Source organism: Planococcus halocryophilus, assembly GCF_022489025.1.
Taxonomy (GTDB): domain Bacteria; phylum Bacillota; class Bacilli; order Bacillales_A; family Planococcaceae; genus Planococcus; species Planococcus halocryophilus_A.
Genome location: NZ_JAKVTG010000016.1, coordinates 1 through 26725, shown reverse-complemented (window position 1 = coordinate 26725; position 26725 = coordinate 1). Strand labels below are relative to the sequence as shown.

The window sequence follows — 26725 nt, the reverse complement described above, 5'->3', positions numbered from 1 at the left end:
GCCTGGCTTCTTGCGAGAGCTATGCCCAAAGCGCAGATGCGGCTTAGAATCAACTTATTTCTTCACCAGAGCCATGGCTTGTTTCCATGTGTTGCGCATGTCTGCCATTAAGGTTTCTACTTCTTCTAGCGCTTCTACATCGTTTTTCATGTTGGCTTCTAGAAGGCGGTTGTACATGTATTCATACATTTGCTCAAGACCTGCTGACATGTCGATGTCTGTGTTTAATGTGCTGCGCAGTTCTTGGATGATGTTTTGTGCTTTGATGATGTTGGTATTTTTTTCTTGGAAGTTTTTATCGTTCATTGCTCGTTTTGCCATTTTTATAAATTTCACAGCGCCTGTATAAAGCATTAACGTTAGTTCCTGTGGTGATGCTGTCATGGCTGAGTTTTGTTGGTACGTTTGGTACGGATTAATAATTGCCACTCTTTTTCCCCCTTGCTTAGTTGCGCTTGTCGATAAAAGAACCTGCAGTAGCCATTTCTTGATAGGCTCCGCTATATTTTTTGGAAATTTCTTTTGTTTGGGTAATGCGTGTGATTTGTGTAAAAAACGATTGGTGCAGTCCGTTGACCAACGGTTGAAGTTTTTGATCGATCTCTTTTAATTGTTCAATAATCGAATGTTCTTCTTCTGACCACCGGAAATTCCGTTGTTTCATGAAAGTTTCCAACTGACGAATGGTTTCTTCACGTTGAGTAAATAGCCTTTCAAGCGATTCGACAATTCCGTCTTCGTTGTCTTCCATTCGGGAATTGATCTGTTGCGCTTTTTCATAAATTTCACGCGCTTGTTTGAGGAACGCATACATGATTGGTTTTGAATCACTCATCACGAACCACCAAACAAGCTTTGTTGCATCCATGTGCTTTGGGAGTTCATCTGGCTCAACGCTTTTTCCATCGCGGTAAATTGCTTCCAGTAGCGATCTTCAATAGTTATCAGACGGTCTTGCCAGCGACTAATTTCGGTATCCATTCGTTTTAGTTTTTGGGACAACGTACTGTTATCGACCGAACTTGAAGGGCTACCTGCTTTTGCGCTTAGTTTTGTGATGATATCGTTCAGCGTATCGTAAACACGCGCGCCTACTCCATCTCCAGCTGCGTCTCGCGTAGTGAAGAGCGCCATCACTTCATCTGGTTTGTTAGTTAGTGCTTCGCTCAGCTTGTCTTCGTCGATAAATAATTTACCGCCTTCTGTATAAGATCCGGTATTGATGCCGATTTGCGATAAATGACTGAGATTGCCATCTGCAAGTCCAGATACTTTATCCATAAAAGCTCTTCGTAAATCTTCTAAAGCCGATTTCATGATTGGGTCGTTGCGCAATAAACCACTGCGTGCTTTTTCTTCCCATAATTCGATTTCATTTTCCGTTAGTTCACTTTTTTGTTCATCAGATAAAGGTTGGAAATCTGTATAGCGTTTTTCGATGACTTTTTTCTGTAAGTCATCAATTGCTTTATTATACGATTCAACGAAATCCTTGATCAGTTGGACAGGTTTTTCCGGATTGGATTGAACGCTTACTGAAGTTGACTCCCCAGCGGCATCGATCGCCATTAGTTGGATAGAAAGGCCGTTAACCGTCGTTTGATTGCTGGTAAGTCCGTCGACTCTGATTCCGTCAACTGTGACGGAGCCATTTGTAGCGGCGGTCGAAGTTACTTTGTCTTGCGCTTCTCCAGTAATTTTCTCCCCAAGGTCGTCGCTTCTCTTTCCTTTTTCGTCGGTAAACTCGAGACTAAAATTTTGTGCCGACCCTAGTTCTTTTGATGCCATGAAAAAGCGCGATGTGGTGTTATCAAAATTGACGCGTAGAGCAGGCTCACTCCCTGCAGTGGCATCTTGCATTTTTTTTGCAACGGCTGCAAATGTCATATCTGCCGTAATCGCTACTGCAACATCTCCGGTAGTTCCTTTGACCGTGATCGTTCCAGCTACACCAATTAAATCCGTTGATTTTGCAGCATTTCCATCCATGTTTTCGATACCTAGTTCAGATGTCATTTTTGCTGAAGTAGCGAGTGCATTGACTCGTACATCGTAGCTGCCGTTCATCGCTTGAGTAGTTGCTGTAATTTTCGCGCTGCTAGAGCCTGTTGTTTCTGCTTTATAGGCGTTAAATGTCGACTGCAAACGAAGATTGCTGGCGCTTGTGCGCAAACTGGAGAAGGTAAGATTTTGCTCTCGCACTGCTTCTTGCTGCCATTCGGTAAATGTCTTTTGTTGCACCAATTTATCCATCGGCATTTTTTGGACAGTCATCATATCTTTAACGATTGATTCGGTGTCCATACCTGATGCTAATCCGCTAATGCGCATACATGATTCACTCCGATCTTATAATTTCTCGTCTACCATCAGGCCCGCAAAATCAGCCATCGAGGCGTACATATCTAAAAACTTCTTATTGGGAATTTCACGTAAAATTTCTTCTGTCAGCGTATTCACGACTTGCACATAATAAACATTTGTCTCTTCATGAAACTGAAATTTCACATTAGTCGTAGTTGAGTCTAAAAACTTGTTCATGCTATCGACTTTATCGGTAAGTGCTTCTTTTGTAATGGCTTTATCCGCCTCTTGGTATTGCCTTTCTTCTGAAGCGATTGGTTGTTTCGGAACTATTGGTGTTGGTTCGCTAACTCTCGGGAATTCTATCGAAGGCATTTTTGTTATTTCCATGTAGGTTACACTCCTCTTCCTCTAGATCGACTAAAGGGCTCTATATAGTAGTTATCGGCAGAAAAGCAGATTTTTTTAGTAAAAAAGCAAAAAAAAAATAAGACAGGTTTGTGAAAATCAACCCGCGCTGGTCGCTTTGGGGATGACTCCCGTAAGAAGCCAGGAACATCACCTGTCTTCTTGCTCCGTCTACCCCGTGGACGCGCCATCGCTAGCGTCTATGTCAAAAGAACATCAAGGTTTTTTATGAAAAAGAGTCAAAAAAAAGAGGTACTGGAGCCAATTCATCCCCAATACCTCATTTGTCTACATGATTAAGTTTGTAAAAACTTGCCCTATTTTATGTCAGTTTAGAATATTGGCTACTGACACCTTTTGTCCAGTGGTTGTTTAGCCCGGTTGGATCGTTCGCTGCTCCAACTGGCGCGTATTTTGCTCCGATTTTCGCAATGGTGTCTTTGCCTTCGTTTAAATAATTTTGACGCAAATTACGTGCCATGTCGAAAATACTGTCTTCTACAGAAGCGTAGCTTCGCAAGCCATTTTTGCCCATCATACCAGCAACATTGTTTTTATCGTTAACTGCACGTGACGAGCCGTTGCCCGTTTCATGAATGGCGATCGCAGACAATAAATTCGGGTCCAAATCGTATTTTTTTCCTGCATTGATAAAGTGAGCAGCAGTACCACTCAGTTTGCCATCTAATGTATTATCCAGTTTGATAAATTGCGTCGGCTTAAATTTCAAATCACTCGTATCGGTCGCAGCGGTTGCAACTTCTTGTGTATTGAGCGGTGGAATTGAAATTGCTGGGTTGTATGAATTTGTTAGTGGAGCGGTTAACGGTGTTGTTAAAGTTGGCAATGGCATTTGTGTACCTGTCTGTGAAGCTGTGGAATTGTTTTCTTCGATGCTTTCCATCATAGCGTTCATCAGCATCGCAAAAAATGTACTCGGACTTGTCGAACTGCCGATCGTACTGCTGCTGTCGCTTTGACTTAATTCCGGCATCGATTTAGCCATCGTTGCAATCGTATTATATAAAAGGAAATTCGAAGAAATTGGACTGGTCAATCGGTTCTCACACCCTTTGTTAGCGTAATCTTGTTTAGTGTACAAGATATTGAGTGAAAAAAGAATAGGATAATTGTGGGAAAGAACATTTTTTATATTAATATCTGAAAACTCGAGCAGGAGTTAGACACTTTAACTCTTTTGTTGTAAAATAATAAGAACAAACGTTCTTATTACAGATAGGAGTGATAGAATGGATTTACTCTCGCTAACATCAACTGAACAAAATGTCTTGATCGCTAGTATTTTAGGAGACGGTGAAATCACTAAGAGATATCCAGGTTCTCGTCGAAAAAATAACAGTTATAGAGAACACTTCAGCATCCAACAACTAGACTATCGAATTTGGAAACGAAATCTATTGCCATCCGCTTTCTATTTTAATCAATCACGTTCTTTACTTCTTTCCCCATCGCTTCCCTTGCTAACACAAATGTTTGAGCACTTTTACAATTCTAGCGGAGATAAGATAGTTTCTTTAAAAATGCTTGAGTTATGTAAATCTCCTTTGTTTCTCACGACTTTGTATTTAGATGATGGTTCGTTATGCATTTCTGTAAGTCGGAACGAATTAAAGAAAACCATCTATTTGACACCACACATTTACCTATACTTACAATCTCTGTCTTTTGAAGATTTATGCAAATTAAAATTACACATAAGCACTCATTTCGGAGTCGAGTTTACTACTAGTAAGAGGCCTGATGGATTTGGCTATATATTAAAAACGACTAAAGTTAGTGAAACTATGAAGTTCCTAAAAGTAGTCGGTGACGCCTCAAAAGACTGCCCTTCTATGTTTCATAAAACCGATTGGGGTTTTCGTTTTCAAAAAGAAATGGAGCGTTACAAGGACTCTCATCCCGGCTACGAAGTGATTGTGAGTTCATCAGATCGGGGAAAAAATTATACAAAAGAAGAATGTGAAATACTATCTCAAATGAAAAAAGAAGGAAAAACAGATAAAGAAATTGCTCTTTATCTAAACCGCACGTACTGGTCTATTGTTTACAAATGGAGAGAGTTACGTGAAAATAATGTCTTATTTACATCTTCAGATTAAAAGGCATAGTTGGCGAATGGCAATGGAGACGACTCCAGCGGAAACAGCACGCGGTGAAGACGGTGTAACCGGCTGAGGCCGTGCCCGCGGAAAGCGTCCGGCGCAATGGACATGAGCTACTACTTATGAAAAGAAAAAAAGAGTTTCCTACAAAAGTCATTTTTCATGACCTTTTGAGGAAACTCTTTTCATATTATGCTCTAAAATCAATTGAACTTCCTACATGTGGTCGAACAGATTGCTCGAGCATCTTCACAACCTCTTGACCATTTGTTTCCGCTTGATCAATCGTCTTTTTCATCACCGAAACACTCGCTTCAGTCTTTACGCTTGCTTGGCTCATTGCCATCGATAAAGCAGCGATATCCATGGACGCGCCTCCTTATAGAAAAAGGAGCCTAAATTCAGGCTCCTCGATTTCTTAAAATTAACGTAGCAATTGTAGTACTTGCTGTGGTGCTTGGTTGGCTTGCTTTGCCACTATGTCTTTCGAGCATAGAATAGACTATATCTTCACCCTCACATTTGAGGGGCTGGGCACTTCGAATGGCGCTTGCCACCCTACGGATTTCATCGCCATAGCTTTTGCCTTAGACGGTTTATCCTAGTCGTTGAACCTTCCCCAGAGTTTCCTCACAGGAGCTTGGCTGCTGATTATCCATTGGTTCATCCTCATCATTTTCAAACCGTCACGCCGACCGTTTCCAGTTACGTTGTGGTTGATGGGGTTTTAGGAAGTTCCAGCAATTCACCCAGTTATACTCTAACCCGTTACCCGGTTAGACGCCCTAAAATCAATTATCTCAACAGTTGTAATACTGATTGAGTCATTTGATTGGATTGAGCCAGCATTGCTTGTGATGCTTGTGCAAGAATCGAGTTCTTCGTTTGTTCCATCATTTCTTTCGCCATCGTGCGAACATTTACTTTCATAAATGACTAGACTATATCTTCACCCTCTAGTGTTAGTAGGGGCCGGGCACTTCGGATCCACAGTACTGATGTATACTGCCTCACCTACGGATTTCATCACCATAGCCTTCGCCTTAGATGGTTTATCCTAGTCGTTGAACCTTCTCCACTCTTTCGAGACAGGAGCTTGGCTGCTGATTACCCAATCTTTTATTTTCTCAAACCGTCACGCTTGTCGTTTCCAACTACGTTGTGGCAATAAAAGCTTAAGGGCTTTCCAGCAATTCACCCGGTCGTAATCTCTGGCTGTTACCGGCCAGGACGACTGTACCTCCACTCGCTTACGCGGCTTCGGCATAATCAACGTCACGGATTCTTGATTCCGCAGCTGTTAGGTTTTCAGCAGATGTGTTTAAGTTATTAATTGTATGGTCAAGACGGTTTTGAGTTGCTCCTAATTTTGAACGCTCTGAGGATACAGACTCAATTGCTGTGTTGATAGCAGTAATAGTAGCAGCAGCTTGTTCATGGCTCGATACATCAACAGCTTTAACTGTAAATGTACCATCAGCAACAGGGGCTACCATTCCAAAAGTATCATTCAAGTCGATAGATCCTTTTGATGTATCTGTAAAGGTAATTACTGAGGTTGCCGCTGCATAAGTCCCGATTTTTTCCCCATCTTTCAGGACGTCAGTACCAGAATTAGAAATTGTGTACGTTCCTCCTGCTAGGTTCGTATTTGTTTTTCCGGTATCTAAGTCTTTCGTAAGAGAGGCTTTGCCATCTTTGCCGATAGTCACTGTATCACCCACATCAATTGCACCGAATGTATATGTCGATCCTCCGGCAGTAGTTAAAGTTGTTCCACCAGTAAGGGCAGCCACTTTTTGTCCTGCAGCATCTACTAAATCGCTACCTTTAATGCTATATATTCCTTCGGTTAGTTTCGCAGTACCGGTAGCGGCCACACCAGTCTCAACTTCTACTCCTGCAGCAAGACCAAGGCTTGATGAATTTATAGCATTGATAGTCAAATCTAATTTTTGATTTTCATTTGCTCCAATTTGAAAAGAGCTTTTGAACGATCCATCTACTAATTTTTGTGTATTAAACTCTGTAGAAGTTGAAATTCTATCAATTTCTTTTACTAATTGACCCATTTCTTCTTGCAGTACTCTTCTGTCTGAACCTGCATTTGTATCATTGGCAGCTTGTACAGCCAATTCACGCATGCGTTGAAGAATATCTTGAGTTTCACTTAAAGCACCTTCTGCAGTTTGAATCAAAGAAATACCATCTTGAGCGTTGCGAGAACCTTGCTCTAATCCGCGAATCTGACCGCGCATTTTCTCAGAAATTGTTAATCCTGCTGCATCGTCTTTCGCGCTGTTGATGCGAAGTCCTGAAGATAATTTCTCCATGTTGTTCATTTGTGCGCTTTGAGCCGAGCCCATTTGTCTGTGTGTGTTAAGTGCTGCGATATTGTGATTGATAATCATTGTGTATTACCTCCGTGTAATGTTTTTTTATTTTTTGTAAGCGTCCAAATCCTTTTGCACTGCCTTACATAAGTTATTATCGGAGGGCTTTTTAAAATGTTTAGTGTTTTTTGAAAATATTTCTTATTTATTTTTATTCACCAAAAAAAGCCTGCATACTTCACAGGCTTTGAGCTATTTCTTCCGCATACTCAAAAAATCACTCAAGTTGATAACGTTTGACGTAGCTTGTTTATTTTCTTCTTGAATTTCCAAATACACTTCTTTTCGGTGGATGGTGATTTGCTTTGGTGCGTTAATGCCAAGACGCACCATGTCGCCTTCGATCGAAGTTACAGTGATTTCAATGTCGTCGTTAATGACGATGGTTTCACCTTTTTTGCGTCCGAGTACTAACATCGTTTACACCTGCCTTGCAGCGGTGTTGTCTGCTTGAAATAACGCCTGCTTGATTTGGTAATCTTTGTTGTTCAAGACGATTTGCATGCCTCGTTGTTTTGTATTGTTGATGACCAGTGGTGCTTTTAAGTTTGTCGTGGCACTGCTTATATCGCCTTTGACAGTGACCGTCGTCAACACGATGGCATCTGTCGGCTCTTCTAGTTGCAACCGCTCCACCATTTGCTCTTCTAGTTTGATGTCATAGTCTTGGAAAAACGTAAACGGATCGACTAAGAAAAAGCTCACTTCCATGTGTTCTACCGACTGCAAGAAAAAGAATGGAGACTCGCCTTCTGCGTCTGCCGGGATTAATACATAGTCTTTAACCTCTTCAAATCCTGGAATGCCTTTATCAAACGTAATAACGCGATCTTCTGCTAGTTCGATTTCTCCGAATTGTTCTGTTTGAATGTTCATGTCTGACTCCCTCCGTAACAATAAATTGCTTCGTAACCTAAAGATATCTTACAAGGCATGGATGCACAATCAATTTTTAATGGGTTCGCTCAATCGCACTCTGACCAAATCCACCGCTCCGTCAATTCCTTTTAACACAGCCGAAAATTCTTCTAACGCTAAACCGTCACCCGTCAGTAAGCTCGCCGACATAGGTTGCGCCAACACATCTCGACTAATAACAATGTCGCCGCCTTCGCCTTGCCCTTGAATGCGCGCGGCGATGTTCACGGTGCGTCCAAAATAATCGAGTCGGTCATTGGAATTCACAGCAATCGCCGCTCCGCTATATAAACCAAGCCTTAATACAATTTCTTCTTTTGCGGTTTGATTAAACGCGGCTAAGTTTTCTTGAATAGCCAGTGCTGCTCGCAGTGCATCTTCGGGTTTGTGGAATACGGCCATGACAGCGTCGCCAATTGTTTTGACGATGCTGCCGGAATTCCCGGCAATGTGTTGCGTTAAAAATTCAAAATGGTTGCGTACTTGGCCGTAAGCACTCGAGTCGCCGACAGTTTCGTACAACATCGTTGAACCTTTTAAATCGGTAAACAAAATCGTCACGTGGCCAATATCGATTTTTTGACCAGGTGACAACACTTCTGAGGAAAATAAATCTCTGAACTCTTGCATCGCTGTCACTTTGGCGGCGGTTACGGTTTGCGCAGTCCAATCTGCGTTTTCTAACGCCACGACGATGTCTGCGCTACTGGAGTTTGTGACCGAAACATCACTCGATCCTGACACCGAATCATGCGACCAACCCAGATCAGAGTAAACAAGTTCGTTTGATTCCGCGCCAGTGTCTACCACTACCCGGTCGTTTGCTTGAATCACACGAAAACGCAATGCTTTTTCATTTCGGGGAATCATAAAGCTCTTGGTCTTGCCTGACTCGATAATTTGTTGTGCTTGTACATGTGGCGTAATCGTTGGGCCACCGATGCAATACACTTCTGCGTAAGCTGTTCGGACTGTGGGGTGAACTGAGAAGTTCAACTCGACAAACTGATCAAAATCAGCATCGTAATTCACGCCGCATAAATCACAGTGAAACTGCTCTTCTAGTTGCGACAGTGAACTGTGTTCGACTTTTGAAACGCGGCAATTTGGACAAATGACATTCCAACTCAGATTTAACATGCCTGCTTTTGTGGCATACAGCAAAACACGCAAAGTTTCATCTAAATCAGTTTGCCAATGATGGGCTAATTCGACAGGCTCGATTTGCGCAACGTCTCGGTCGTCACGCTCGGCTAAATAGCGATGCAACAACTCGACAAACTTGTCGTCAATCGGCGATTTCGCGAGTAACGCTGACAACCGCTCCAGTTCTGGCAAATTGATTTTGCCCTTACTCGGCTTTTGCGGGGCTTCGGATATTTTTTTTGCTCCAGATTGCAAGTAATCATCCAAATAGGTCATCATTTTCTTCACGGCGGGAATTCCGCTGATCAACACGCCTGTGTAACCAATCGGGTTGAGCGGTAAAAAAGAAGCCGTCAATTTGATTCGCGTGCCGTTGTCCACTGTATCGAATAGTTCGGCTTGCATGCTGTACTGTTTGAGTGGGCCTGATAAGTAACGGCGTTCAACGGTGTAGCTGTCGTATTTTTGCCATTGAAACGGAAACTCTTGCCATTTGATCGGCACAAGTCCTAATGCTTTCGCATAAGCTTCTCGGTAAAAGATTTCCGTACCGTCTTGCTTTGCAGGGCTGAACGTTACGGGGAACAACCCGACATACAAGTTCATTCGGTTATTATCTGCTAACAATTGCCAAGCGGTTTTTCGGTCCAACGCTATGTCTTTTTCTAACACGTATGTTTTCGTTTTAAATTTCATTTTTTCACTCCTAAGAAATTGCGATGGCAATGGCCAGTAATATAATGTGGAAAATTTGGTCTGCCATAATCGACAACCAACCTTTTTCTGGACCTTTCGCCAGTTGAACGCGCTCTACCCAAAACATGACAAAGGTTTTTCGGTCTAAAACAATATGGCCAAGAAAAACGATAAGGAGTGCTAGCAACGACAATCCGCCTGAAAACTCACCAAACAGGGCAATGACGGCTGTGTAAATCGACACATGCGTTAATAACGGCAACCATTTTGTCGCTTTGTATTTAGCCATCCAACTTGTTTGCAACAAAAAGTCCCCGATTAAATGCCCAATCAATAACACATCAAACTGACTCATAGTCGGTAGCCTCTCTCCTGCCCTGCTTCATATTGCTCGATTTGGTAATCGCATTCTTCTAAAATCGCCGCAAATGCATCAACTACTTGAGCGTCAAACAAAGTTTCTTTGCAGCGACGCAACTCTTCTACGCCCAGTTGATAAGACAATCCCTTACTATAAGAACGAGCCGTCGTCATGGCATCAAATGTATCCGCGACTCCCACAATGCGTGCGAACAACGGAATCGCATCCCCAGCTAAACCATGCGGATAACCAGTGCCGTCAAGTCGTTCGTGATGAGACAAAGCTGTTTCTACTGCATGAACCATGGCGTCTTTTGGTTCCACACTTGATAAAATATCTGCCCCGATCACTGTATGTTGCTGAATCGCGGCATATTCTTCTGCCGTTAAACGGTCAGGTTTCCGGAGAATGGCATCTGTTATGCCAATTTTTCCGATATCGTGTAGCAATGCCGCTTTATATAATTCTTCGCAATCTGCTACACTTAGCTCGAGTTTTTGCGCGATCCATAAGGAATATTTTGCGACTCTTTCTGAATGCCCTGCCGTATAAGGGTCACGTGCGTCTAACACTTTTGCTAATGTGCGAATCATGCTTAAGAGCATTTGCTGTAATTCTTCGTACATTTGACTGTTATGAAGGGCTAATGCGGACTGACTCGACAGCGCATCCGCTAAGCGAATATCTTGTTCAGAGAAAAAAGCGATGTCTTGTTTGTTTAACAGCTGCATCGCTCCAAGAACCTTGCCTTTGACGGCTAACGGCACAGTAATCATCGATTTAGTGATAAACCCACTCGACTGATCAACGCGTGCGGTCCAGTCTGGATTGTCAGCCACGTTTTCGATTAACTGCGCTTGTCCTGTACGAATGACTTTGCCGACGATGCCTTCATCTTTATCCAATTCGATGTTTAGTATGGTAGCCGCTGATGGCCCGTACGCCGCTGATACTTTGATTTTTTGGCGTTTTTTATCCAGTACCCATAGCGTGCCTGCTTCTGCGCCGACAATTCGCACCATTTGTAGCAATATGCTCTCAAGCACTTCGCCCATTTCCAAGTTTGAATTTAACTGTTTGGACGCTTCTAGCAACGTAACGAGTTCTTGAACTTTAGATTCTAATTCTTTTATATGGGTCATGCTGTTCCTCCGATTGCTTGTTTCTTGGATCTTTAGCATTTTATTGTTTTTGTTTAGTATTTTTTTATTTCTTGTCGATCATATCTTTTTGTGAAACATTAAGCAATATTATCCATTATTAAAATAATGCCCAGTCCATCCGCACCACAGCCTGGCACATCTTCGTTATTATTCTTTTTCCTAAAGAAATTATTTTCTGATCTAAATTTCATTGTCCTTTCGAATTAGATGTAAGCTATACTAGTTTTTGTTGCGTGGTTAATGTAAATACGTATTTTTGCAAAATTCACTTGCTAAACAAACGCAGTAATTACCAATTATATGAAATAAAATTTTTATCAATTCGCGTATATTTTTGTGATATGATATGTAAACACTAAGCTATAATATGGTTAACCTTCTAGAATAAGCTCATTACACTACCTATTTTGTAAAGGAGGCTCCTCTTTTTTCATGGCTACTTTTTTACTTTCCGATACTTTGCTTGTGCTATTATTATCTTTTATTTTATTAGCTCTTCTATTATTTATTGGTTTACTTGTTGTTCATTTACGAAATAGCCAAAAACTCCAGAAAAAAAGCAACTCCACTGAATTAGAGCTGAAGTTCGAGTCGGTATTCGAATCGACTTCTGATGCGGTGATTGTCGCCGACCACCAAGGAACCATCTTGCAATGGAATTTAGGCGCTGAGACCATTTTTGGCTTTAAGAAAAAAGAAGCTATTGGGGTTAACCTAGAAATTATTATTCCAGAGTCTTTAATTGACGGTCATCGTAAGGGCTTACAACGTTTTTCGGAGACAGGTGTCCCTAGTGTGATTGGCAGACGTGTCGAGTTAGTAGGTCGTCGCAAAGACGGTCTGGAGATTCCGATTGAAATGTCTGTGGGGACATGGAAAACGGAAGATGGATTGTTTTTCAGCAATATCATTCGTGACATCACCGAGCGAAAAGACACAGAAGCAAAAATCAATAGCCTTGTTTACCGAGATCCGTTAACGGGCTTGCCAAATCGACGGATGTTTAGTGATCAACTGGCGTCAAAAATCCAGCAACTGAGCGGTAGCAACCAAAGTCTTTCCTTGTTATACATCGATTTGGATCACTTTAAATTGATCAATGACACATATGGACATTACACTGGCGATCAAATGCTAATTGAAGTAGCCAAACGTTTCCAGAGCATCGCGCATGCGGATGATACGATTTCCCGTCTAGGCGCAGATGAATTTATACTATTATTGCCGAATACTGATAGTTTCACAGCTACTGCCCATGCACAGAAAATATTAGAGCTGTTTAAACAACCTTTTCGATTTCAACAAGAAGATTTGTATGTCACACCTTCCATCGGCATTAGCATCTTTCCGAATGACGGAACCGATTTGGATACATTAGTAAAAAATGCAGATATCGCACTTTCTCAAGCAAAAAATCAAGGCAAAAATAATTTTCAGTTTTTCACAGAAAAAACAAACCAAACTGCCCTTCGAAAATCGAAGTTGGCTATTGATATCCGAAAAGGTTTGGAATACGGCGAATTCTTTATCCATTACCAGCCACAAATCGATTTAAAAACCGAAAAAATAGTCGGCTTGGAAGCTTTAGTTCGCTGGGTACACCCTGTACTTGGGAACATCTCACCCGCTGAATTTATTCCGGTGGCAGAAGATACTGGAAGCATTATTCAAATTGGCGAGTTTGTATTGCGTCAGGCTTGCCTGCAAAACAAGGCTTGGCAGGACGCTGGATTGCCGCATTTTCGCGTAGCAGTCAATATTTCGTCTCATCAGTTTTCACGATGTAATTTGATGGACACAGTTCATGTTGCACTTTCTGAGTCAGGGCTTGATCCTAAATATTTAGAACTTGAGCTAACAGAGAGCATCATTCAAAGTTCTTCTAGTGCCATCTCGACGATGCAAACACTAAAAACCATGGGCATTCATTTGTCGATTGATGATTTTGGTACCGGCTTTTCATCACTGCGTTATTTAAAGCTGTTCCCAGTCGATACCTTGAAAATCGACCAGTACTTTATCCGGAACATTATTACCGATCCGAAAGACGCCGCACTTGTTGATACCATCATAAAAATGGCCGACAATTTACAGTTGAACGTCATTGCTGAAGGTGTTGAAACGCTAGACCAACTGCAATTTTTAAAACAAAAAAATTGCAACCAAGCACAAGGATATTACTTTAACCGCCCGTTGCCACCTGAAGAAATTGAACGACTTTACCAACCGGCCTCTTCGCCAATTAACTAAAACCATAAAAAAGCCACGTTCCTCAGCTAAAGGACGTGGCTTTGCTTTTTTATTTTATGCTTTCCAATGCTTGTTTAACCGTCGCATAAGACTCTGTATCCATCATATCAATGCCACTGTGAACAATCGCTTGAACAAGGTCTGGTCTTAATCCGGCGATGACCACATGAATGCCCATCAATTGAAGTGTGCTACCAATTTGCTGAAGCGATTGCGCAACGTGATCATCAATCGTCAATACACCTGAAAAATCCGTAATCACGTGATGAACTTTTTTCTCTGCGATTCTTGGGATTACATTATTCATAATATGCGCAATTCGGTAACTGTCTATCACCCCAATTAGCGGGAGCACTACGACATCTTCTAATACCGGCACAATCGGTGCTGATAGATTCAATAATTCAACACGCGTTTCCGCCTGCTTTCTTTCCGAAAGCTGCTCAAATGCAAAAATGGTCTCATTTAAACTTACATCAAGGACTGCATGAATGGCTTGAATCGCTTTAGCGCTTTCAACAACCGTTAAATTAAATTCTACGCTCAACCGTGTAAAAATCTCTGAAAACACTTTGCGCGTTACTGGGTACCGAATCGCAATCATTGAAAGAGCACCGCCCGAAGCGATTTGCATCTCCGCATTTTTTTTACTCCATTCGATTAACGCGTCCGGAACTTCAATTTGTCCACTCTCGAGAAGAGCTTGTCCAAAAAACTCAAGCAACTGAACATACATCCCAGCAGCCCGCTCTTTTTCCCACTCTGGAATGGTCAAGCTCATTTCCTGCACCACCGATTCAACCACTTCCGCTGATAACGATCCAGCATTTTCACTTATGTATCTGGAAAAGTCTTTAAAAGAGGACATTTGTTTCACACCTTTACTTATGTTGTCTCTATTATATCATTGGCTAAGACGGAAGATGAGAACGAATTACCAAACTATAAACGATAAAAATGCTCTTTTTTTACGGTCACTCAAGGATTCGGAGCACTTCGTCCTTGGCAACTGGCACCGCGACGTCCTGTCGCGCCAGTTGCATCACCCACATCCTGTGGGCCTAAAGCGTCCGCTTAGTGCTCCGAATCCCATATAAAGACGAAGAAATGATTTAATATCTTTTGTTATAAAACTGAAAGACCCTTCTGAAATTTATCCAAAAGGGTCTTTCCTAAAAGCTATTATTCAACTGTTACTGATTTTGCTAAGTTACGTGGCTTGTCAACGTCACAGTCGCGGTGAAGCGCTGCGTAATAGCTGATCAACTGCATCGGGATAACCGATACCAGTGGTGATAGCAATTCGTTTACTTTTGGCAAGACCAGGCTATCGCCTTCTTCTTGTAAGCCTTCCATCGAAATGATACATGTGTGCGCACCGCGTGCCGCTACTTCTTTCACGTTACCACGGATGTTCAAGTTAACCGCTTCTTGCGTTGCAAGTGCGATAACCGGTGTACCTTCTTCGATCAATGCAATCGTACCGTGTTTTAATTCGCCGCCTGCAAAGCCTTCAGCTTGGATATACGAAATCTCTTTTAATTTCAATGAACCTTCAAGTCCAACGAAATAATCCATTACGCGGCCGATAAAGAAGCAGTTACGTGTTGTCGACAAGAAGTCTGTCGCAATTTGTTCCATTTCTTCTTTAGAATCCACTTGTGCTTGAATCGCATTTGCAACGATTCCCAGTTCTTGAACCAAATCAAAGCCAATATCAATGCCGCGTGCTTCAGCTGTTACAGCTGCTAAAATCGACAATACTGCCAATTGTGCAGTGTATGCTTTTGTAGAAGCAACTGCAATTTCTGGACCTGCATATAACAATAACGTATGGTCAGACTCGCGTGAAAGTGTAGATCCGGCAACGTTTGTAACTGTTAATGACGCATGACCTAGCTCTTTAATTTTCACCAATACTTGACGGCTATCCGCTGTTTCACCTGATTGTGAAATAAAGATGAACAATGGTTTTTCCGACAACAATGGCATATTGTAACCAAACTCACTTGATACATGTACTTCAACTGGAATTCCAGCTAATTTTTCGATATATTCTTTACCGATCAATCCAGCGTGATAGCTTGTTCCAGCCGCAATAATGTGAATGCGGTCAGCTGCTTGCATTGCTTCTAAAATTTCTGGTTTGATCGTTAACTTATCATTTTCGTCTTGGTATGCTTGAACGATTTTGCGGACAACTGCTGGCTGCTCGTCAATTTCTTTCAACATATAATGCGGGTATGTGCCTTTTTCAATATCGCTCATGTCGATTTCTGCAGTAAATGGTAGGCGGCTTACCGACTTGCCATCCAATGTTAAAATTTCCACGCTGTCTTTGCGGACAATAACGATTTCTTGGTCCATCAATTCAACAAACTGGTCAGTCAATTGCAACATTGCCATTGCATCAGACGCTATAACGTTGAAATCTTCGCCAAGTCCTACTAATAACGGGCTTTTGTTTTTTGCTACAAAAATCGTTTGCTCTTCTTCAGCGTCAAGCAATGCAATTGCATATGAACCCTTTAATAAAGTAAGAGTTTTAGTAAACGCTTCTTGAGTTGTTTGACCTTCATTGACAAATGTACCGATCAACTGAACGATAATCTCTGTATCCGTATCTGACTCCATTTCCACGTCAGCTAAATAATCGCGCTGAATGTGGTGGTAGTTTTCAATAACACCGTTGTGCACAAGTGTGAAACGGTCAGATGTATTTTGATGCGGGTGAGCATTCGCACGTGTTGGTTTACCATGAGTAGCCCAACGCGTATGACCGATCCCAGTTGAACCCATAACATCATTTTCTACAACGCCGCGTAAATCTGCGATACGTCCTTTTTCTTTAAATACTTTCACGCCACTACCGTTGCGGACAGCAATTCCTGCTGAATCATAACCGCGGTATTCCAAACGCTCTAAGCCTTTTAACAAAATTTCCTTTGAATCATTTTCTCCAATATATCCTACAATTCCACACATAATTAAATTCCTCCATTTGTCTCGTTCAGATAAGTGTTTGAGCCTATCCATCTTGTTGGCCAATCGATCACTCGACTGTTTTAAGAATGGACATCACGACCAGGCTTCATGGCCGGAAGGGATCCGCCGAAAATTCGATACTCCTTCTCCTCGTCTACTAGAGATGACTTGTCCGTCCAATTTCTCTAGTACAGGCGCTATAATTGTTTTCCTCTCACTCAACTTCTATCCTCCTTTTTCAGTGGCCGTAAACCGACTCTACTATCATACAGTCTCAACACAATCCCGTCAATTAAAGCAAATAGTTATTTAGGTCTATTTCATCACCTTTTTCCGTATACTGGTCTATTTGACTGTCAAAATCCATTTTCGAAGCTTTAAAAATTTGATAAATAACAGGCTGTTGTTAGTTTTATGGCTTTTTGTTTCTAAAACCACTCACCTGCAAGCTACGCAGCAAACTAGCGGAGACTCCCGCGGGATAGCGAAGTACCGAAATCCACTCGGGCGCATAGCCCGAGTTAGTTCGGTGCAAGCCCGCAGGAAAGCGTAGCTAGTTTGCGGAGTAGCTAGCCATACTTAGAAGAAAGCGTCCGTTTGTAGCGCTTTCTTCGTCTTCTACACCCACACTTCCTTTCCTTTACCCCAAATCTCCCTCTCAAAATCAAAAATCCTAAAAAAAAGCCCGTAAGCAAAGATGCTTACGGACTCGGAATAATTGATTTGATTAGCTTAAACCCATTTCGCTGCGTACTACCACTGCAATGCGTTCTACATAGTTTTCGCAGTCTTCTGCTGAAGCTGCTTCTACCATAATACGTACCAATGGCTCTGTACCTGAAGGACGCACAAGCACACGACCGTTGCCATTCATTTCTGTTTCAACTTCAGAAATAACTTCTGCCACTTTTGCGTTATCCGTCACCGCATGTTTATCGGTCACACGAATATTCACAAGTTTTTGCGGGAAAATCGTCATTTCAGATGCCAATTCAGATAATTTCTTGCCTGTAATTTTCATAATGTTAACTAACTGAAGACCCGTTAATAAGCCATCACCTGTTGTATTGTAATCCAGGAAAATAATATGACCTGATTGTTCGCCGCCCAAGTTGTATTCATTTTTCTTCATTTCTTCTACTACATAACGGTCACCAACAGCTGTTTTGTTACTCTTCATGCCGTGGCTTTCCAATGCTTTGTAAAAGCCCATATTGCTCATTACAGTTGAAACGACAGTATCTTTTTTCAAACGACCTTCTGAATGCAAATGCTTCGCACAAATATACATAATTTGATCACCGTCTACGATTTGGCCTTTTTCATCTACTGCAATCAAGCGGTCACCGTCTCCATCAAATGCTAAGCCAATATCTGCACCTTTTTCAAGGACAAGCTCCGCTAATTTTTCAGGATGCGTAGAACCCACGCCAGCATTAATATTCAAGCCGTTTGGCGAAGCACCCATTGATGTGATGTCTGCATCTAAATCCGCAAATACATGCGTTGCAAGTGTAGAAGTGGCACCGTGTGCACAATCAAGCGCTACTAAAATACCATCAAACTCTTCATCCACTGTTTGTTTTAAGTATTGAAGGTATTTTTGTCCGCCTTCAAAATAATCGGTGATGCTTCCAAGGTCGCCACCAGTTGGACGTGGCAATAGATCTTCAGCGCTATCTAATAACGCTTCAATTTCTGCTTCTTGTGCATCCGACAATTTAAAGCCGTCTGAACCGAAGAATTTGATGCCATTGTCTTCTACAGGATTATGCGAAGCTGAAATCATAACGCCCGCTTCTGCACTCATGACACGCGTCAAATACGAAACGCCTGGAGTGCTTATAACGCCAAGGCGCATGACTTCCGCTCCAACAGAAAGTAGTCCGGCAGCCAAAGCGCCTTCTAACATTTCACCTGAAATTCGTGTATCACGGCCAATTAGCACTTTTGGTTTGTCTTTTGCGCTTTTTGTTAAAATGTATCCGCCTATACGACCTAATCTAAAAGCCAGTTCAGGTGTTAACTCGCTATTGGCAACTCCCCGTACTCCATCTGTTCCAAAATATTTTCCCATTACAATATTCGCTCCTTCAGTCAGTTGCTACTATTTTTTTAATCTATTTTTTCTCCATATTACTTTTGTCTATTAGTCTACTGGCAATTGTGCAGAATCATCGCTTACCACTTCTGCTTCCACTGTTACTTGAGCTGGTGAAACTGCCGAAGCGCCAGCCGGAATGCTCAACTCTACGTCTACTGTATTATCTTCTGCAGTAATACTGGCAGCGTCTACTTCTACTACATATTCTGTCATTTCATCGACAACTGTTTTCGGACCGTAAATCCGGATTTCATTGGTGGATGTGGTCCAATTGGTGATGCTAATACCTGCTCCAACGTTTCCAGTCGGTTCAATTCTGACAGGTACTGTTTTGCTGTATTCGACAACTTTAACAGCCACTTCAACTTCTTCCGGTTCGATTTCCGCATTTTCCAGTTTCGTCAAATCTTCTGCTAGTACCCGTACACGTGCGGCCGTCGTAAAAGATTCATTTACACCTTGCTCTCCAGAAACTGTGGCTTTTACAAAGCTGATGGCGTCAATCATACTTTTAGGACCCGTCACCACCACTGTTTCTGGTTCGACCGTCACTTTGTCTAAAACAAAGCCTTCTGCTAGCATGCGATCGTTAATATCGGGGTCAATCCGAAATTCCTGCGACACCCGCTCTTCAATCACGACGTTCACAAATGCAGGATCCACTCGACTCGTTAATTGATCCGAGACATTTTCAGTTTGAATCGGGACTTGGTGTTCGCCAAGCGGCAAGTTACGCAAATCCACAAATAACGTAAAATCTTCTAACTGAAGCGCTGCTTGAACAATGCTAACTGGACCCGTTAAATGCAAGTCAGCCGTTTTTGGCACACCGCTAACCATAAGGTCATTGTCATGATATACCTCAAGATCTACATCTTCAATCACTTCCGACACTCGACTAGTGTCCGCCGACCCCGAGGAATTATCTTCCGCTTGTACGGAGAAGAACAAAAGGAAGGCTAGTAACAGCGCCGTACTACGCAAAAACCAGCGATTGTCCATCATCTTATCCATTCTTTTTCCTCCTCCAATTCCACCAAGAAGAAGTGACTTCTTGCTGTGCTACTCCGAACCAAATTCGGCGCAACTTCACTTCGAAGTCTTCGAGTGATAAATTACGGTGCAAATCACCATTCGCCGTTAAGCTGATGGCACCGGTCTCTTCTGATACAACAATTGTAATCGCATCGGTCACTTCACTAATGCCAAGAGCGGCACGGTGACGTGTTCCGAGCTCTTTGGAAATAAACGGACTTTCAGACAGCGGCAAATAACAAGCGGCTGCGGCAATCCGGTTTTTTTGAACAATCACCGCTCCATCATGCAACGGCGTATTCGGAATGAATAAATTGATCATCAGTTCAGATGTAAGGTCCGAGTTCATCGGAATTCCCGTTTCAATATATTCACTCAAACCAGTTTCGCGTTCAATCGACACCAATGCTCCGATTCGCCGTTTCGCCATATAACTGACAGACTTGGACATCGCCTCGATTAGGCGGTTGCGTTCAGATTCTTCGTTCAACGTACTGCTGGAAAACAATCTCCCACGACCAAGCTGTTCAAGTGCACGGCGCAGCTCTGGTTGGAAAATAATAATGATCGCTAAAAAGCCCCATTCCAATACCTGTTGCATAATCCAACCCAATGTTTCTAGGTTGAGCGCTTGCGTCACGAGGCGTGCAATAATAATGACAAAGATTCCTTTCAGCAATTGAACGGCTTTCGTCCCTTTGATGACCGTTATCAATTTATAAACAACGAACCAAACCAATAAAATGTCGATGATATTTCCTAGAAGTCTAAATGGTGTTTGGTCTGTTAAACTTTCAAAAAAAGGCATCTGCAACCCTCGCTTTTCTACATCTGCATATACGTTTAGTATATCATAAGTGAATTAGGCTTGCCTTCATAGAAAAAACCCATCCTTTAGGAGAGGATAGGTTTAATCGTTTGTTTGATTGTCATTTGTTTCAAAAATAGCGGCTGCATCTTTAAATCCTTCTTTAATCGTAAACCATAGCCATTCAAAAGCTTGATCGATTTCCTCAATTTCTCCGGTAATCACACCGCTCGATGCCATATACTGACCATTGACGATCGTGACATCTCCTTGAAGCTCACCTTCTACCCGTAAATCGCCATTGCGTACAGTCAAGTTGCCTACCACTGTTTCCCCTTCAGGAACAATAACAGTCTGCCCTTCTACAACTAAATTCGGTTGCTTAGTAAATGAAAACTGTTGATCATCGTTAAAGTTTGTAAACAACGCTGTGCTCATTAACACACAAAACAACGCGGCGGCAGCAAGCATCGGATGTCTTCTTAACCAGCGTTGAATACCCGCATGCTGTCTTTCTTTCGGCAACCGTCCCATTGTCTTTTGGACAAAGTCGGAAGGAGCCTGTATATGAGATGCACTTTGGACAAATGCAATGGTTTTGCTTAAAGCTTGGTACTGCTCTCTGCAATCATGGCAGCTCTCCAAGTGTTCTTTTAATTGCTGTTCCTCGCTTGGATTAATATCCCCATCGAGGTAATGATTCATTAACTCTAACACGTTTTCCGGACACGTATTCATCGTGCTCGCCTCCTACAAATTGCTCAATTGCTTGCGAAGAGCTTCTCGCCCTCGGTGTATACGCGTCTTTACCGTTCCTAACGGCAAATCCAAAATTTCACTGATTTCCGCGAGCGGCAATTCTTCAATATACTTTAATACAATAGCGGCACGGTACTTATCTGGCAAGCGGCTGATTTCGTACTGTACCCGCTCTTGAACTTCCATCCTCATTAACTCTTCTTCTGGAAGTTCATCCTCATTGGCAATTTTCGAATACATATTCAAACCTTCCGTCCCGCGCACTTCAGCATCCAAATGATAATCCGGCTTTTTCTTACGGATTCGGTCGATGCATAAATTGGTGGCGATGCGGTATAACCAAGTAGAAAATTTCCGATTTTGATCAAACGTATGAATATTTACATACGCACGCATAAAAGCTTCTTGAGCAATATCTTCTGCTTCCTGCTTGTTGCCAAGCATGCGGTAGCACACTTGAAACAGCTGATGCTGGTAAAGCTCCACGATTTCGGCGAATGCGTTCTGATCGCCCTTTATTACTTTCGCTATTCGTTTATTCACTAACGCATCCATGATCTCATTTCCCTCCGCCTATGCGGCTGTACTTTATATACGTATCTCTATAAAAAAAGTTTCAATTATTTTTTCTTATTCTATCGTATCAGACAATACCCAAATAAATCCAACTAATTTTTTAACGATTTAGATTTGATAAAGTTGCTAGTTATAGCTATTTTTTATTTTTTATCCCCAAAACCTTAGCTCGAGCGACTTTAAATAACAAAAGACCGGAGACAACTCCATTGAGTTGTCTCCGGTCTTCTATCTAAATGAACTTACAATAATTTTTCACCGAACAATGAACCGATTAACGCAACTGCTACATCAGCCGTGCGGTTTTTCTCGTCAAGAATCGGGTTTACTTCTACAAATTCAGCAGACGTAATGATGTTTGCATCATACAACATTTCCATTGCTAAATGACTTTCACGGTAGCTAATGCCGCCTGGAACTGGTGTCCCAACGCCTGGTGTGTACATAGGATCAATTCCATCAAGATCTAATGATAAGTGAACCGCGTCTGTGTTGCGCTCTTCTTTCAAATAACGGATTGACTCTTCGATTACTGCGTGCATGCCCATTTTGTCAATTTCGTGCATGCTGTAAACGCGAATGCCGTGTTCTTTGATTAATTCGCGCTCACCTGGGTCTACTGAACGAGCTCCGATGATAACAATGTTTTCAGGTTTCACTTTTGGTGAATACCCGCGAATGTTCGTTAATTTTTCATGACCATGTCCAAAGCTTGCTGCAAGCGGCATGCCGTGGATATTGCCTGATGGTGATGTATCGCTTGTGTTCATATCTGCGTGTGCATCATACCAAATAACGCCTAAGTTTTCATGACGTTCTGAAATTCCAGCAAGTGTACCAATCGCAATACTGTGATCGCCGCCTAGTACTAATGGGAAATTCCCAGCTTCTGCTACGTTAAATACTTTATCGCCAAGTGCTTCTGTTGCTTTAGTAATCGCTTTCAAATTACGTAAATTTGTTTCTGTATCTACACTGCCGTCTGTTTGACCAATCAGGATGTCCCCTTCATCTGTAACGCGATGGCCTAACTCTTCGATGCGGTCTACAACACCTGCATAACGGATAGCGCTTGGTCCCATATCAACACCACGACGAGTTTGACCGTGGTCCATTGGAACTCCGATAATAGAAATATTTAATTTATTCATTATTTTATACCCCCTTAGCAAGATAGACTTATTGTAACCGCTAAGGTCTCTTTGGCTCAACCGAACAATTTTACGTATATTTATTCGCTTTTTTAGCCAAATCTTTTTTCACTTTTGGCCACTCTTTGTCGATAATGGAGTAAACGACTGCATCTCGTGGTTTACCATTTGACCGTATTCGTTCATTTCGCAATACGCCTTCTTTAACCGCTCCGATACGTTCAATCGCCTTCTGCGAGCGTATATTTTCAGCATCTGTCTTAAATTGAACACGAATCATGCCGCGTTCTTCAAAACAATAGCTAAGTAACGCACGTTTAACGGCTGTATTGACATGCGTTCGCTGTGCTGACAGTGCATAAAATGTTGCGCCCATTTCACAGCTTTTATTGGTTTCGTCAATTGCATATATACGTGTTGTTCCGATAACTTCTGCTGTTTCCGGGTTTTCTACCGCAAAAATAAGTACATTCGACTGATTCATACCCGCCTCTAACCAGGCTACCATATCTTCAAAAATTTCTACTTGATTGAGCATATGCTCAAAAATTTTCGGTGTATACAAAGCCCACAACGCTTCAAAATCATCTCTTTTTAATAACCGCAAACGAATGCCATCTGATTCAATAATCATCCCGATCTCTCCTTTTTAAGTAAAGTATACCGATTGGATGCGTTCTAAAAAATCTCGCTCGAGTGTACCCATTTGTTTCGCTAAAAAATAAGTAGAGACTGTGGGGAGGGAAAACAGATCGAAATTCGCTTCCATTAAGCGACCTTCCACCAATTCCCGCCGCACCATGGATTTTGGCAAAAATGATATGCCGAGTCCTTCTTGAATAAAGCGTTTCACAATATGCGCTTGTGTCACTTTCATCGTTCGCACTCCGGGTATGTGTAGGCGTAATTTCTCTAGCAGCTCTTCCCAAAAAACAGGATGATGATGCGTAAACAAAATCGATTTCCGCAACGTTTCCTCTATTGAAATCGCTGGTCCTGTTTCATCATCATAAGCGTCTCTCGGCAAAATAAATAGCAGTGGGTCTTCATACACAACAAGCGGTTCAATCGTGCGACCAATAGGTGGCAAAGCAGAAATTCCAGCAGATACTTCCTCTGCTTCAACCAAATCTTCTATAGCTTCAGATTCTTCTACACGGATTACTAGCTCGACTTCTGGATGTTGTTCGGTAAAAGACCGTAGTACATAAGGTAAAACCGTTTCTGCCATTAACGGAGAAATCGCCAATGTCCATTTCTTCCGGTATCCTTGCGCAAAAGCATGTAATTCTTCCACACTGCCATCTAATTGCTCCAATACCTTTTGTGCTTTTTCTTTAAAATGCCTGCCTTCTTCTGTTAAAGATACCCGGTTATGGCTACGCTTAAATAAAGAAAGCCCTAAATTTTCTTCTAATAATCGAATGTGAACTGTTACACTAGGCTGCGACATCAACAGACGCTCTGACGTTTTTCTGAAATTCAAGGTTTCTGCCGCATCCACAAAGGTTCTCAACCATTGAACTTCCATGACATCCCTCATTTTGATTAATATTTTTAATTGTCTTAATTATATATCTTTAATTTTTATTATCAATCGGTAGGAGTAAACTAAAAGAAAAGGAGGAATTCACATGTTTCAACAAGGATTGAAAGGCGTAGTAGCTGTTCAAACTGCGATTGCTTCTGTAGACGGAGACTTAGGTGAATTACGCTATCGTGGAGAACTTGTAGACACGGTTATCCAAGGAAAATCATTTGAGGAAACAGCTTATTTTCTTTGGTATGGTCAATCGCCCAACTCCAAACAATTAGAGCAACTTCAACAACAATTACTTTTTTACCGCCAACTACCTGCGCATATTGTTCAAATTACGCAGCTTTTGCCAAAAGAAATTTCTTTAATGGATGCCATGCGGACATTGGTATCCGCTTATACACATACCAAATTTCAAACCTTATCAGCTCAAGAGCAAGCCATCGCACTTACAGCAGCATTGCCGGTAATGACCGCAGCTTTTTACCGCATTCAAAACGGACAGCAACCCGTTGAACCGAGAGATGATTTAGGACACACCGCTAATTATCTTTGGATGATCACCGAACAACAGCCTTCTGCTGTACAAACAGAAGCGCTCGAAACTTATTTAAAACTAACGATGGAGCATGGCATGAATGCTTCAACTTTTGCAGCGCGTGTCACCATCTCGACCGAATCGGACTTAGTATCTGCCATTACTTCAGCTCTTGGCACGATGAAAGGTCCACTTCACGGCGGTGCCCCGTCAGGCGTGATCGATTTACTGGATACGATAAAAACAGAAGCGCGCATCGCTCCAGTTATCGAAGACAAGTTAAATCGCGGGGAAAAAATTATGGGCTTTGGTCACCGAGTTTACCGTACAGAAGATCCACGGTCCATCATCCTTCGAAAAAAATGTCTAGAACTTCAAGGAGAAGATGCGTGGCTCGATTTAGCAGTGACAGCAGAATCTTATATTGTTGAAAAGCTCAATGAACGCAAGCCCGGTCGCGCACTTTACACCAATGTAGAATTTTATGCAGCAGCGATTATGAGATCTATCAAAATGCCAACTCAGTTGTTCACACCAACTTTTAGTGTGGCGCGCATCGTGGGATGGACAGCTCATACACTTGAACAACAAGAAAATAACGTCATCTTTCGCCCACAGTCCGAATACATCGGAACCTAAAAAAAAACCCGTATCCATGAATGGATACGGGTTTTTTACACATGGATAGTACAAATACACATGGAACAATGGAGCCTAGGGGGCTCGAACCCCTGACCTCGTCACTGCCAGCGACGCGCTCTCCCAGCTGAGCTAAGGCCCCGCGCTGAACAGGCGCAAGGATGTTAAAAGAATGAGCCATGAAGGATTCGAACCTTCGACCCTCTGATTAAAAGTCAGATGCTCTACCAGCTGAGCTAATGGCTCATAATAAAAAATGGCTGGGGTACCTGGATTCGAACCAGGGCATGACGGGATCAAAACCCGTTGCCTTACCGCTTGGCTATACCCCATCGGTACTGATAATAAAACTGGTGGTGGGGGGCAGATTCGAACTGCCGAACCCGAAGGAGCGGATTTACAGTCCGCCGCGTTTAGCCACTTCGCTACCCCACCGTATAAAGTTATGAAAAAAATGGTGGAGGATGACGGGATCGAACCGCCGACCCTCTGCTTGTAAGGCAGATGCTCTCCCAGCTGAGCTAATCCTCCAAAATGGTGACCCCTACGGGATTCGAACCCGTGTTACCGCCGTGAAAGGGCGGTGTCTTAACCGCTTGACCAAGGGGCCTTGCATAATAAAATCGTTTAGTTCATTTCCTATTAAAGAAACTCTGTAAAAAAACAAAAGCTTCCAACCGGATTCGAACCGGTGACCTCTTCCTTACCATGGAAGCACTCTACCTGCTGAGCTATGGAAGCAAGGTAAAAGAATCATTAGGAATAAAAAATAAACATAGAATAGCCCAGCGACGTCCTACTCTCACAGGGGGAAACCCCCAACTACCATCG

General features: G+C 42.3%; 26 protein-coding genes and 7 tRNA genes. 3 read left to right on the top strand and 30 right to left on the bottom strand.

The features are described from left to right. Positions 1–54: 54 nt before the first annotated feature. The 5 genes from fliS to MLE13_RS14875 all read right to left on the bottom strand — a co-directional run bounded on the left by fliS (position 55) and on the right by MLE13_RS14875 (position 3769). Positions 55–429, bottom strand: coding sequence for a flagellar export chaperone FliS (gene fliS / locus MLE13_RS14895; protein WP_240750475.1), 375 nt, complete (start codon positions 427–429; stop codon positions 55–57). A gap of 16 nt (positions 430–445) precedes the next feature. Next, positions 446–835 (bottom strand): flagellar protein FliT, encoded by a 390-nt coding sequence (locus MLE13_RS14890; RefSeq protein ID WP_240750473.1) that lies wholly within the window; start codon positions 833–835, stop codon positions 446–448. After that, on the bottom strand, positions 835–2331 hold the full coding sequence (gene fliD / locus MLE13_RS14885) for a flagellar filament capping protein FliD (protein ID WP_240750471.1): 1497 nt from the start codon (positions 2329–2331) through the stop codon (positions 835–837). Before fliD ends, MLE13_RS14890 begins: the two co-directional genes overlap by 1 nt. An 18-nt stretch (positions 2332–2349) precedes the next feature. Continuing rightward, positions 2350–2694, bottom strand: coding sequence for a flagellar protein FlaG (gene flaG, locus MLE13_RS14880; RefSeq protein ID WP_240750470.1), 345 nt, complete (start codon positions 2692–2694; stop codon positions 2350–2352). A gap of 340 nt (positions 2695–3034) precedes the next feature. Next, positions 3035–3769 (bottom strand): glucosaminidase domain-containing protein, encoded by a 735-nt coding sequence (locus MLE13_RS14875; protein ID WP_240750469.1) that lies wholly within the window; start codon positions 3767–3769, stop codon positions 3035–3037. Between the two features lie 193 nt (positions 3770–3962). Between MLE13_RS14875 and MLE13_RS14870 the strand changes: the two genes are divergently transcribed. After that, a complete protein-coding gene (locus tag MLE13_RS14870) occupies positions 3963–4832 on the top strand; it encodes a DNA endonuclease (protein ID WP_240750467.1) in 870 nt (289 codons plus the stop codon). Between the two features lie 193 nt (positions 4833–5025). On the opposite strand, the gene MLE13_RS14865 is transcribed toward MLE13_RS14870, so the two are convergent. The 8 genes from MLE13_RS14865 to MLE13_RS14825 form a co-directional block, all read right to left on the bottom strand. After that, complete coding sequence (locus tag MLE13_RS14865; RefSeq protein ID WP_240750465.1) at positions 5026–5202, bottom strand: YjfB family protein; 177 nt, start codon at positions 5200–5202, stop codon at positions 5026–5028. Positions 5203–5630: 428 nt separating this feature from the next. Beyond that, positions 5631–5765, bottom strand: a complete 135-nt coding sequence (locus tag MLE13_RS14860) for a flagellin (protein WP_038702006.1) — start codon at positions 5763–5765, stop codon at positions 5631–5633. A gap of 320 nt (positions 5766–6085) precedes the next feature. Further along, entirely contained in the window at positions 6086–7246 is a 1161-nt protein-coding gene (locus tag MLE13_RS18010; protein WP_276323956.1) for a flagellin, read from the bottom strand. 174 nt (positions 7247–7420) lie between these two features. Continuing rightward, entirely contained in the window at positions 7421–7645 is a 225-nt protein-coding gene (gene csrA / locus MLE13_RS14845) for a carbon storage regulator CsrA (protein ID WP_008431704.1), read from the bottom strand. A 3-nt stretch (positions 7646–7648) separates the two neighbouring features. After that, on the bottom strand, positions 7649–8104 hold the full coding sequence (fliW, locus tag MLE13_RS14840) for a flagellar assembly protein FliW (RefSeq protein ID WP_240750464.1): 456 nt from the start codon (positions 8102–8104) through the stop codon (positions 7649–7651). 69 nt (positions 8105–8173) lie between these two features. Further along, positions 8174–9988, bottom strand: a complete 1815-nt coding sequence (locus MLE13_RS14835) for an adenylate/guanylate cyclase domain-containing protein (protein ID WP_240750462.1) — start codon at positions 9986–9988, stop codon at positions 8174–8176. Between the two features lie 10 nt (positions 9989–9998). After that, positions 9999–10343: a DUF3307 domain-containing protein gene (locus MLE13_RS14830; RefSeq protein WP_240750460.1), complete on the bottom strand. Its 345-nt coding sequence runs from the start codon at positions 10341–10343 to the stop codon at positions 9999–10001. Next, a complete protein-coding gene (locus tag MLE13_RS14825) occupies positions 10340–11491 on the bottom strand; it encodes a GAF and HD-GYP domain-containing protein (protein ID WP_240750458.1) in 1152 nt (383 codons plus the stop codon). Before MLE13_RS14825 ends, MLE13_RS14830 begins: the two co-directional genes overlap by 4 nt. A gap of 453 nt (positions 11492–11944) precedes the next feature. Here MLE13_RS14825 and MLE13_RS14820 point away from each other — a divergent pair, with 453 nt between their 5' ends. Next, positions 11945–13762 (top strand): putative bifunctional diguanylate cyclase/phosphodiesterase, encoded by a 1818-nt coding sequence (locus MLE13_RS14820; protein WP_240750457.1) that lies wholly within the window; start codon positions 11945–11947, stop codon positions 13760–13762. Positions 13763–13811: 49 nt separating this feature from the next. Here MLE13_RS14820 and MLE13_RS14815 read toward each other — a convergent pair whose 3' ends face one another. The 10 genes from MLE13_RS14815 to MLE13_RS14770 form a co-directional block, all read right to left on the bottom strand. Continuing rightward, positions 13812–14630 carry an STAS domain-containing protein gene (locus MLE13_RS14815; RefSeq protein WP_240750455.1) on the bottom strand — a complete coding sequence of 273 codons (819 nt, stop codon included), beginning with the start codon at positions 14628–14630 and terminating at the stop codon, positions 13812–13814. A gap of 314 nt (positions 14631–14944) precedes the next feature. Continuing rightward, a complete protein-coding gene (gene glmS / locus MLE13_RS14810; RefSeq protein ID WP_240750453.1) occupies positions 14945–16747 on the bottom strand; it encodes a glutamine--fructose-6-phosphate transaminase (isomerizing) in 1803 nt (600 codons plus the stop codon). A gap of 727 nt (positions 16748–17474) precedes the next feature. Further along, on the bottom strand, positions 17475–18824 hold the full coding sequence (glmM, locus tag MLE13_RS14805; RefSeq protein ID WP_240750451.1) for a phosphoglucosamine mutase: 1350 nt from the start codon (positions 18822–18824) through the stop codon (positions 17475–17477). A gap of 72 nt (positions 18825–18896) precedes the next feature. Continuing rightward, positions 18897–19865 carry a CdaR family protein gene (locus tag MLE13_RS14800; RefSeq protein WP_240750450.1) on the bottom strand — a complete coding sequence of 323 codons (969 nt, stop codon included), beginning with the start codon at positions 19863–19865 and terminating at the stop codon, positions 18897–18899. Further along, a complete protein-coding gene (gene cdaA / locus MLE13_RS14795) occupies positions 19858–20694 on the bottom strand; it encodes a diadenylate cyclase CdaA (RefSeq protein ID WP_008431691.1) in 837 nt (278 codons plus the stop codon). The genes MLE13_RS14800 and cdaA overlap by 8 nt, the downstream gene beginning before the upstream one ends. A 102-nt stretch (positions 20695–20796) precedes the next feature. Beyond that, positions 20797–21432 (bottom strand): anti-sigma factor family protein, encoded by a 636-nt coding sequence (locus MLE13_RS14790; protein WP_240750449.1) that lies wholly within the window; start codon positions 21430–21432, stop codon positions 20797–20799. A 12-nt stretch (positions 21433–21444) separates the two neighbouring features. After that, positions 21445–22008 (bottom strand): RNA polymerase sigma factor SigW, encoded by a 564-nt coding sequence (sigW, locus tag MLE13_RS14785; protein WP_240750446.1) that lies wholly within the window; start codon positions 22006–22008, stop codon positions 21445–21447. A 263-nt stretch (positions 22009–22271) separates the two neighbouring features. Continuing rightward, a complete protein-coding gene (gene rocF / locus MLE13_RS14780) occupies positions 22272–23180 on the bottom strand; it encodes an arginase (protein ID WP_240750444.1) in 909 nt (302 codons plus the stop codon). 70 nt (positions 23181–23250) lie between these two features. Further along, positions 23251–23814, bottom strand: a complete 564-nt coding sequence (locus MLE13_RS14775) for a GNAT family N-acetyltransferase (protein WP_240750442.1) — start codon at positions 23812–23814, stop codon at positions 23251–23253. Between the two features lie 15 nt (positions 23815–23829). Further along, a complete protein-coding gene (locus MLE13_RS14770) occupies positions 23830–24711 on the bottom strand; it encodes a LysR family transcriptional regulator (protein ID WP_240750440.1) in 882 nt (293 codons plus the stop codon). Between the two features lie 103 nt (positions 24712–24814). Between MLE13_RS14770 and MLE13_RS14765 the strand changes: the two genes are divergently transcribed. Continuing rightward, positions 24815–25894 (top strand): citrate synthase/methylcitrate synthase, encoded by a 1080-nt coding sequence (locus tag MLE13_RS14765; protein ID WP_240750438.1) that lies wholly within the window; start codon positions 24815–24817, stop codon positions 25892–25894. Between the two features lie 69 nt (positions 25895–25963). Here the strand turns inward: MLE13_RS14765 and MLE13_RS14760 are convergent. From MLE13_RS14760 to MLE13_RS14730, 7 genes are all read right to left on the bottom strand, one after another. After that, positions 25964–26036, bottom strand: a tRNA-Ala gene (locus tag MLE13_RS14760). Positions 26037–26067: 31 nt separating this feature from the next. After that, a tRNA-Lys gene (locus MLE13_RS14755) sits at positions 26068–26140 on the bottom strand. Positions 26141–26151: 11 nt separating this feature from the next. After that, a tRNA-Gln gene (locus tag MLE13_RS14750) sits at positions 26152–26226 on the bottom strand. 19 nt (positions 26227–26245) lie between these two features. Continuing rightward, positions 26246–26329, bottom strand: a tRNA-Tyr gene (locus MLE13_RS14745). A gap of 20 nt (positions 26330–26349) precedes the next feature. Next, positions 26350–26425, bottom strand: a tRNA-Val gene (locus MLE13_RS14740). Between the two features lie 4 nt (positions 26426–26429). Continuing rightward, a tRNA-Glu gene (locus MLE13_RS14735) sits at positions 26430–26504 on the bottom strand. 58 nt (positions 26505–26562) lie between these two features. Continuing rightward, positions 26563–26635, bottom strand: a tRNA-Thr gene (locus tag MLE13_RS14730). Positions 26636–26725: the final 90 nt, after the last annotated feature.

Bases quoted from the DNA above. Each gene is read 5' to 3' on its own strand.
- MLE13_RS14890 (WP_240750473.1), bottom strand. From the start codon at position 835: ATGAGTGATTCAAAACCAATCATGTATGCGTTCCTCAAACAAGCGCGT.
- fliD (WP_240750471.1), bottom strand. From the start codon at position 2,331: ATGCGCATTAGCGGATTAGCATCAGGTATGGACACCGAATCAATCGTT.
- flaG (WP_240750470.1), bottom strand. From the start codon at position 2,694: ATGGAAATAACAAAAATGCCTTCGATAGAATTCCCGAGAGTTAGCGAA.
- MLE13_RS14870 (WP_240750467.1), top strand. From the start codon at position 3,963: ATGGATTTACTCTCGCTAACATCAACTGAACAAAATGTCTTGATCGCT.
- MLE13_RS14865 (WP_240750465.1), bottom strand. From the start codon at position 5,202: ATGGATATCGCTGCTTTATCGATGGCAATGAGCCAAGCAAGCGTAAAG.
- MLE13_RS14860 (WP_038702006.1), bottom strand. From the start codon at position 5,765: ATGAAAGTAAATGTTCGCACGATGGCGAAAGAAATGATGGAACAAACG.
- MLE13_RS18010 (WP_276323956.1), bottom strand. From the start codon at position 7,246: ATGATTATCAATCACAATATCGCAGCACTTAACACACACAGACAAATG.
- csrA (WP_008431704.1), bottom strand. From the start codon at position 7,645: ATGTTAGTACTCGGACGCAAAAAAGGTGAAACCATCGTCATTAACGAC.
- fliW (WP_240750464.1), bottom strand. From the start codon at position 8,104: ATGAACATTCAAACAGAACAATTCGGAGAAATCGAACTAGCAGAAGAT.
- MLE13_RS14835 (WP_240750462.1), bottom strand. From the start codon at position 9,988: ATGAAATTTAAAACGAAAACATACGTGTTAGAAAAAGACATAGCGTTG.
- MLE13_RS14830 (WP_240750460.1), bottom strand. From the start codon at position 10,343: ATGAGTCAGTTTGATGTGTTATTGATTGGGCATTTAATCGGGGACTTT.
- MLE13_RS14825 (WP_240750458.1), bottom strand. From the start codon at position 11,491: ATGACCCATATAAAAGAATTAGAATCTAAAGTTCAAGAACTCGTTACG.
- MLE13_RS14820 (WP_240750457.1), top strand. From the start codon at position 11,945: ATGGCTACTTTTTTACTTTCCGATACTTTGCTTGTGCTATTATTATCT.
- MLE13_RS14815 (WP_240750455.1), bottom strand. From the start codon at position 14,630: ATGTCCTCTTTTAAAGACTTTTCCAGATACATAAGTGAAAATGCTGGA.
- glmS (WP_240750453.1), bottom strand. From the start codon at position 16,747: ATGTGTGGAATTGTAGGATATATTGGAGAAAATGATTCAAAGGAAATT.
- glmM (WP_240750451.1), bottom strand. From the start codon at position 18,824: ATGGGAAAATATTTTGGAACAGATGGAGTACGGGGAGTTGCCAATAGC.
- MLE13_RS14800 (WP_240750450.1), bottom strand. From the start codon at position 19,865: ATGGATAAGATGATGGACAATCGCTGGTTTTTGCGTAGTACGGCGCTG.
- cdaA (WP_008431691.1), bottom strand. From the start codon at position 20,694: ATGCCTTTTTTTGAAAGTTTAACAGACCAAACACCATTTAGACTTCTA.
- MLE13_RS14790 (WP_240750449.1), bottom strand. From the start codon at position 21,432: ATGAATACGTGTCCGGAAAACGTGTTAGAGTTAATGAATCATTACCTC.
- sigW (WP_240750446.1), bottom strand. From the start codon at position 22,008: ATGGATGCGTTAGTGAATAAACGAATAGCGAAAGTAATAAAGGGCGAT.
- rocF (WP_240750444.1), bottom strand. From the start codon at position 23,180: ATGAATAAATTAAATATTTCTATTATCGGAGTTCCAATGGACCACGGT.
- MLE13_RS14775 (WP_240750442.1), bottom strand. From the start codon at position 23,814: ATGATTATTGAATCAGATGGCATTCGTTTGCGGTTATTAAAAAGAGAT.
- MLE13_RS14770 (WP_240750440.1), bottom strand. From the start codon at position 24,711: ATGGAAGTTCAATGGTTGAGAACCTTTGTGGATGCGGCAGAAACCTTG.
- MLE13_RS14765 (WP_240750438.1), top strand. From the start codon at position 24,815: ATGTTTCAACAAGGATTGAAAGGCGTAGTAGCTGTTCAAACTGCGATT.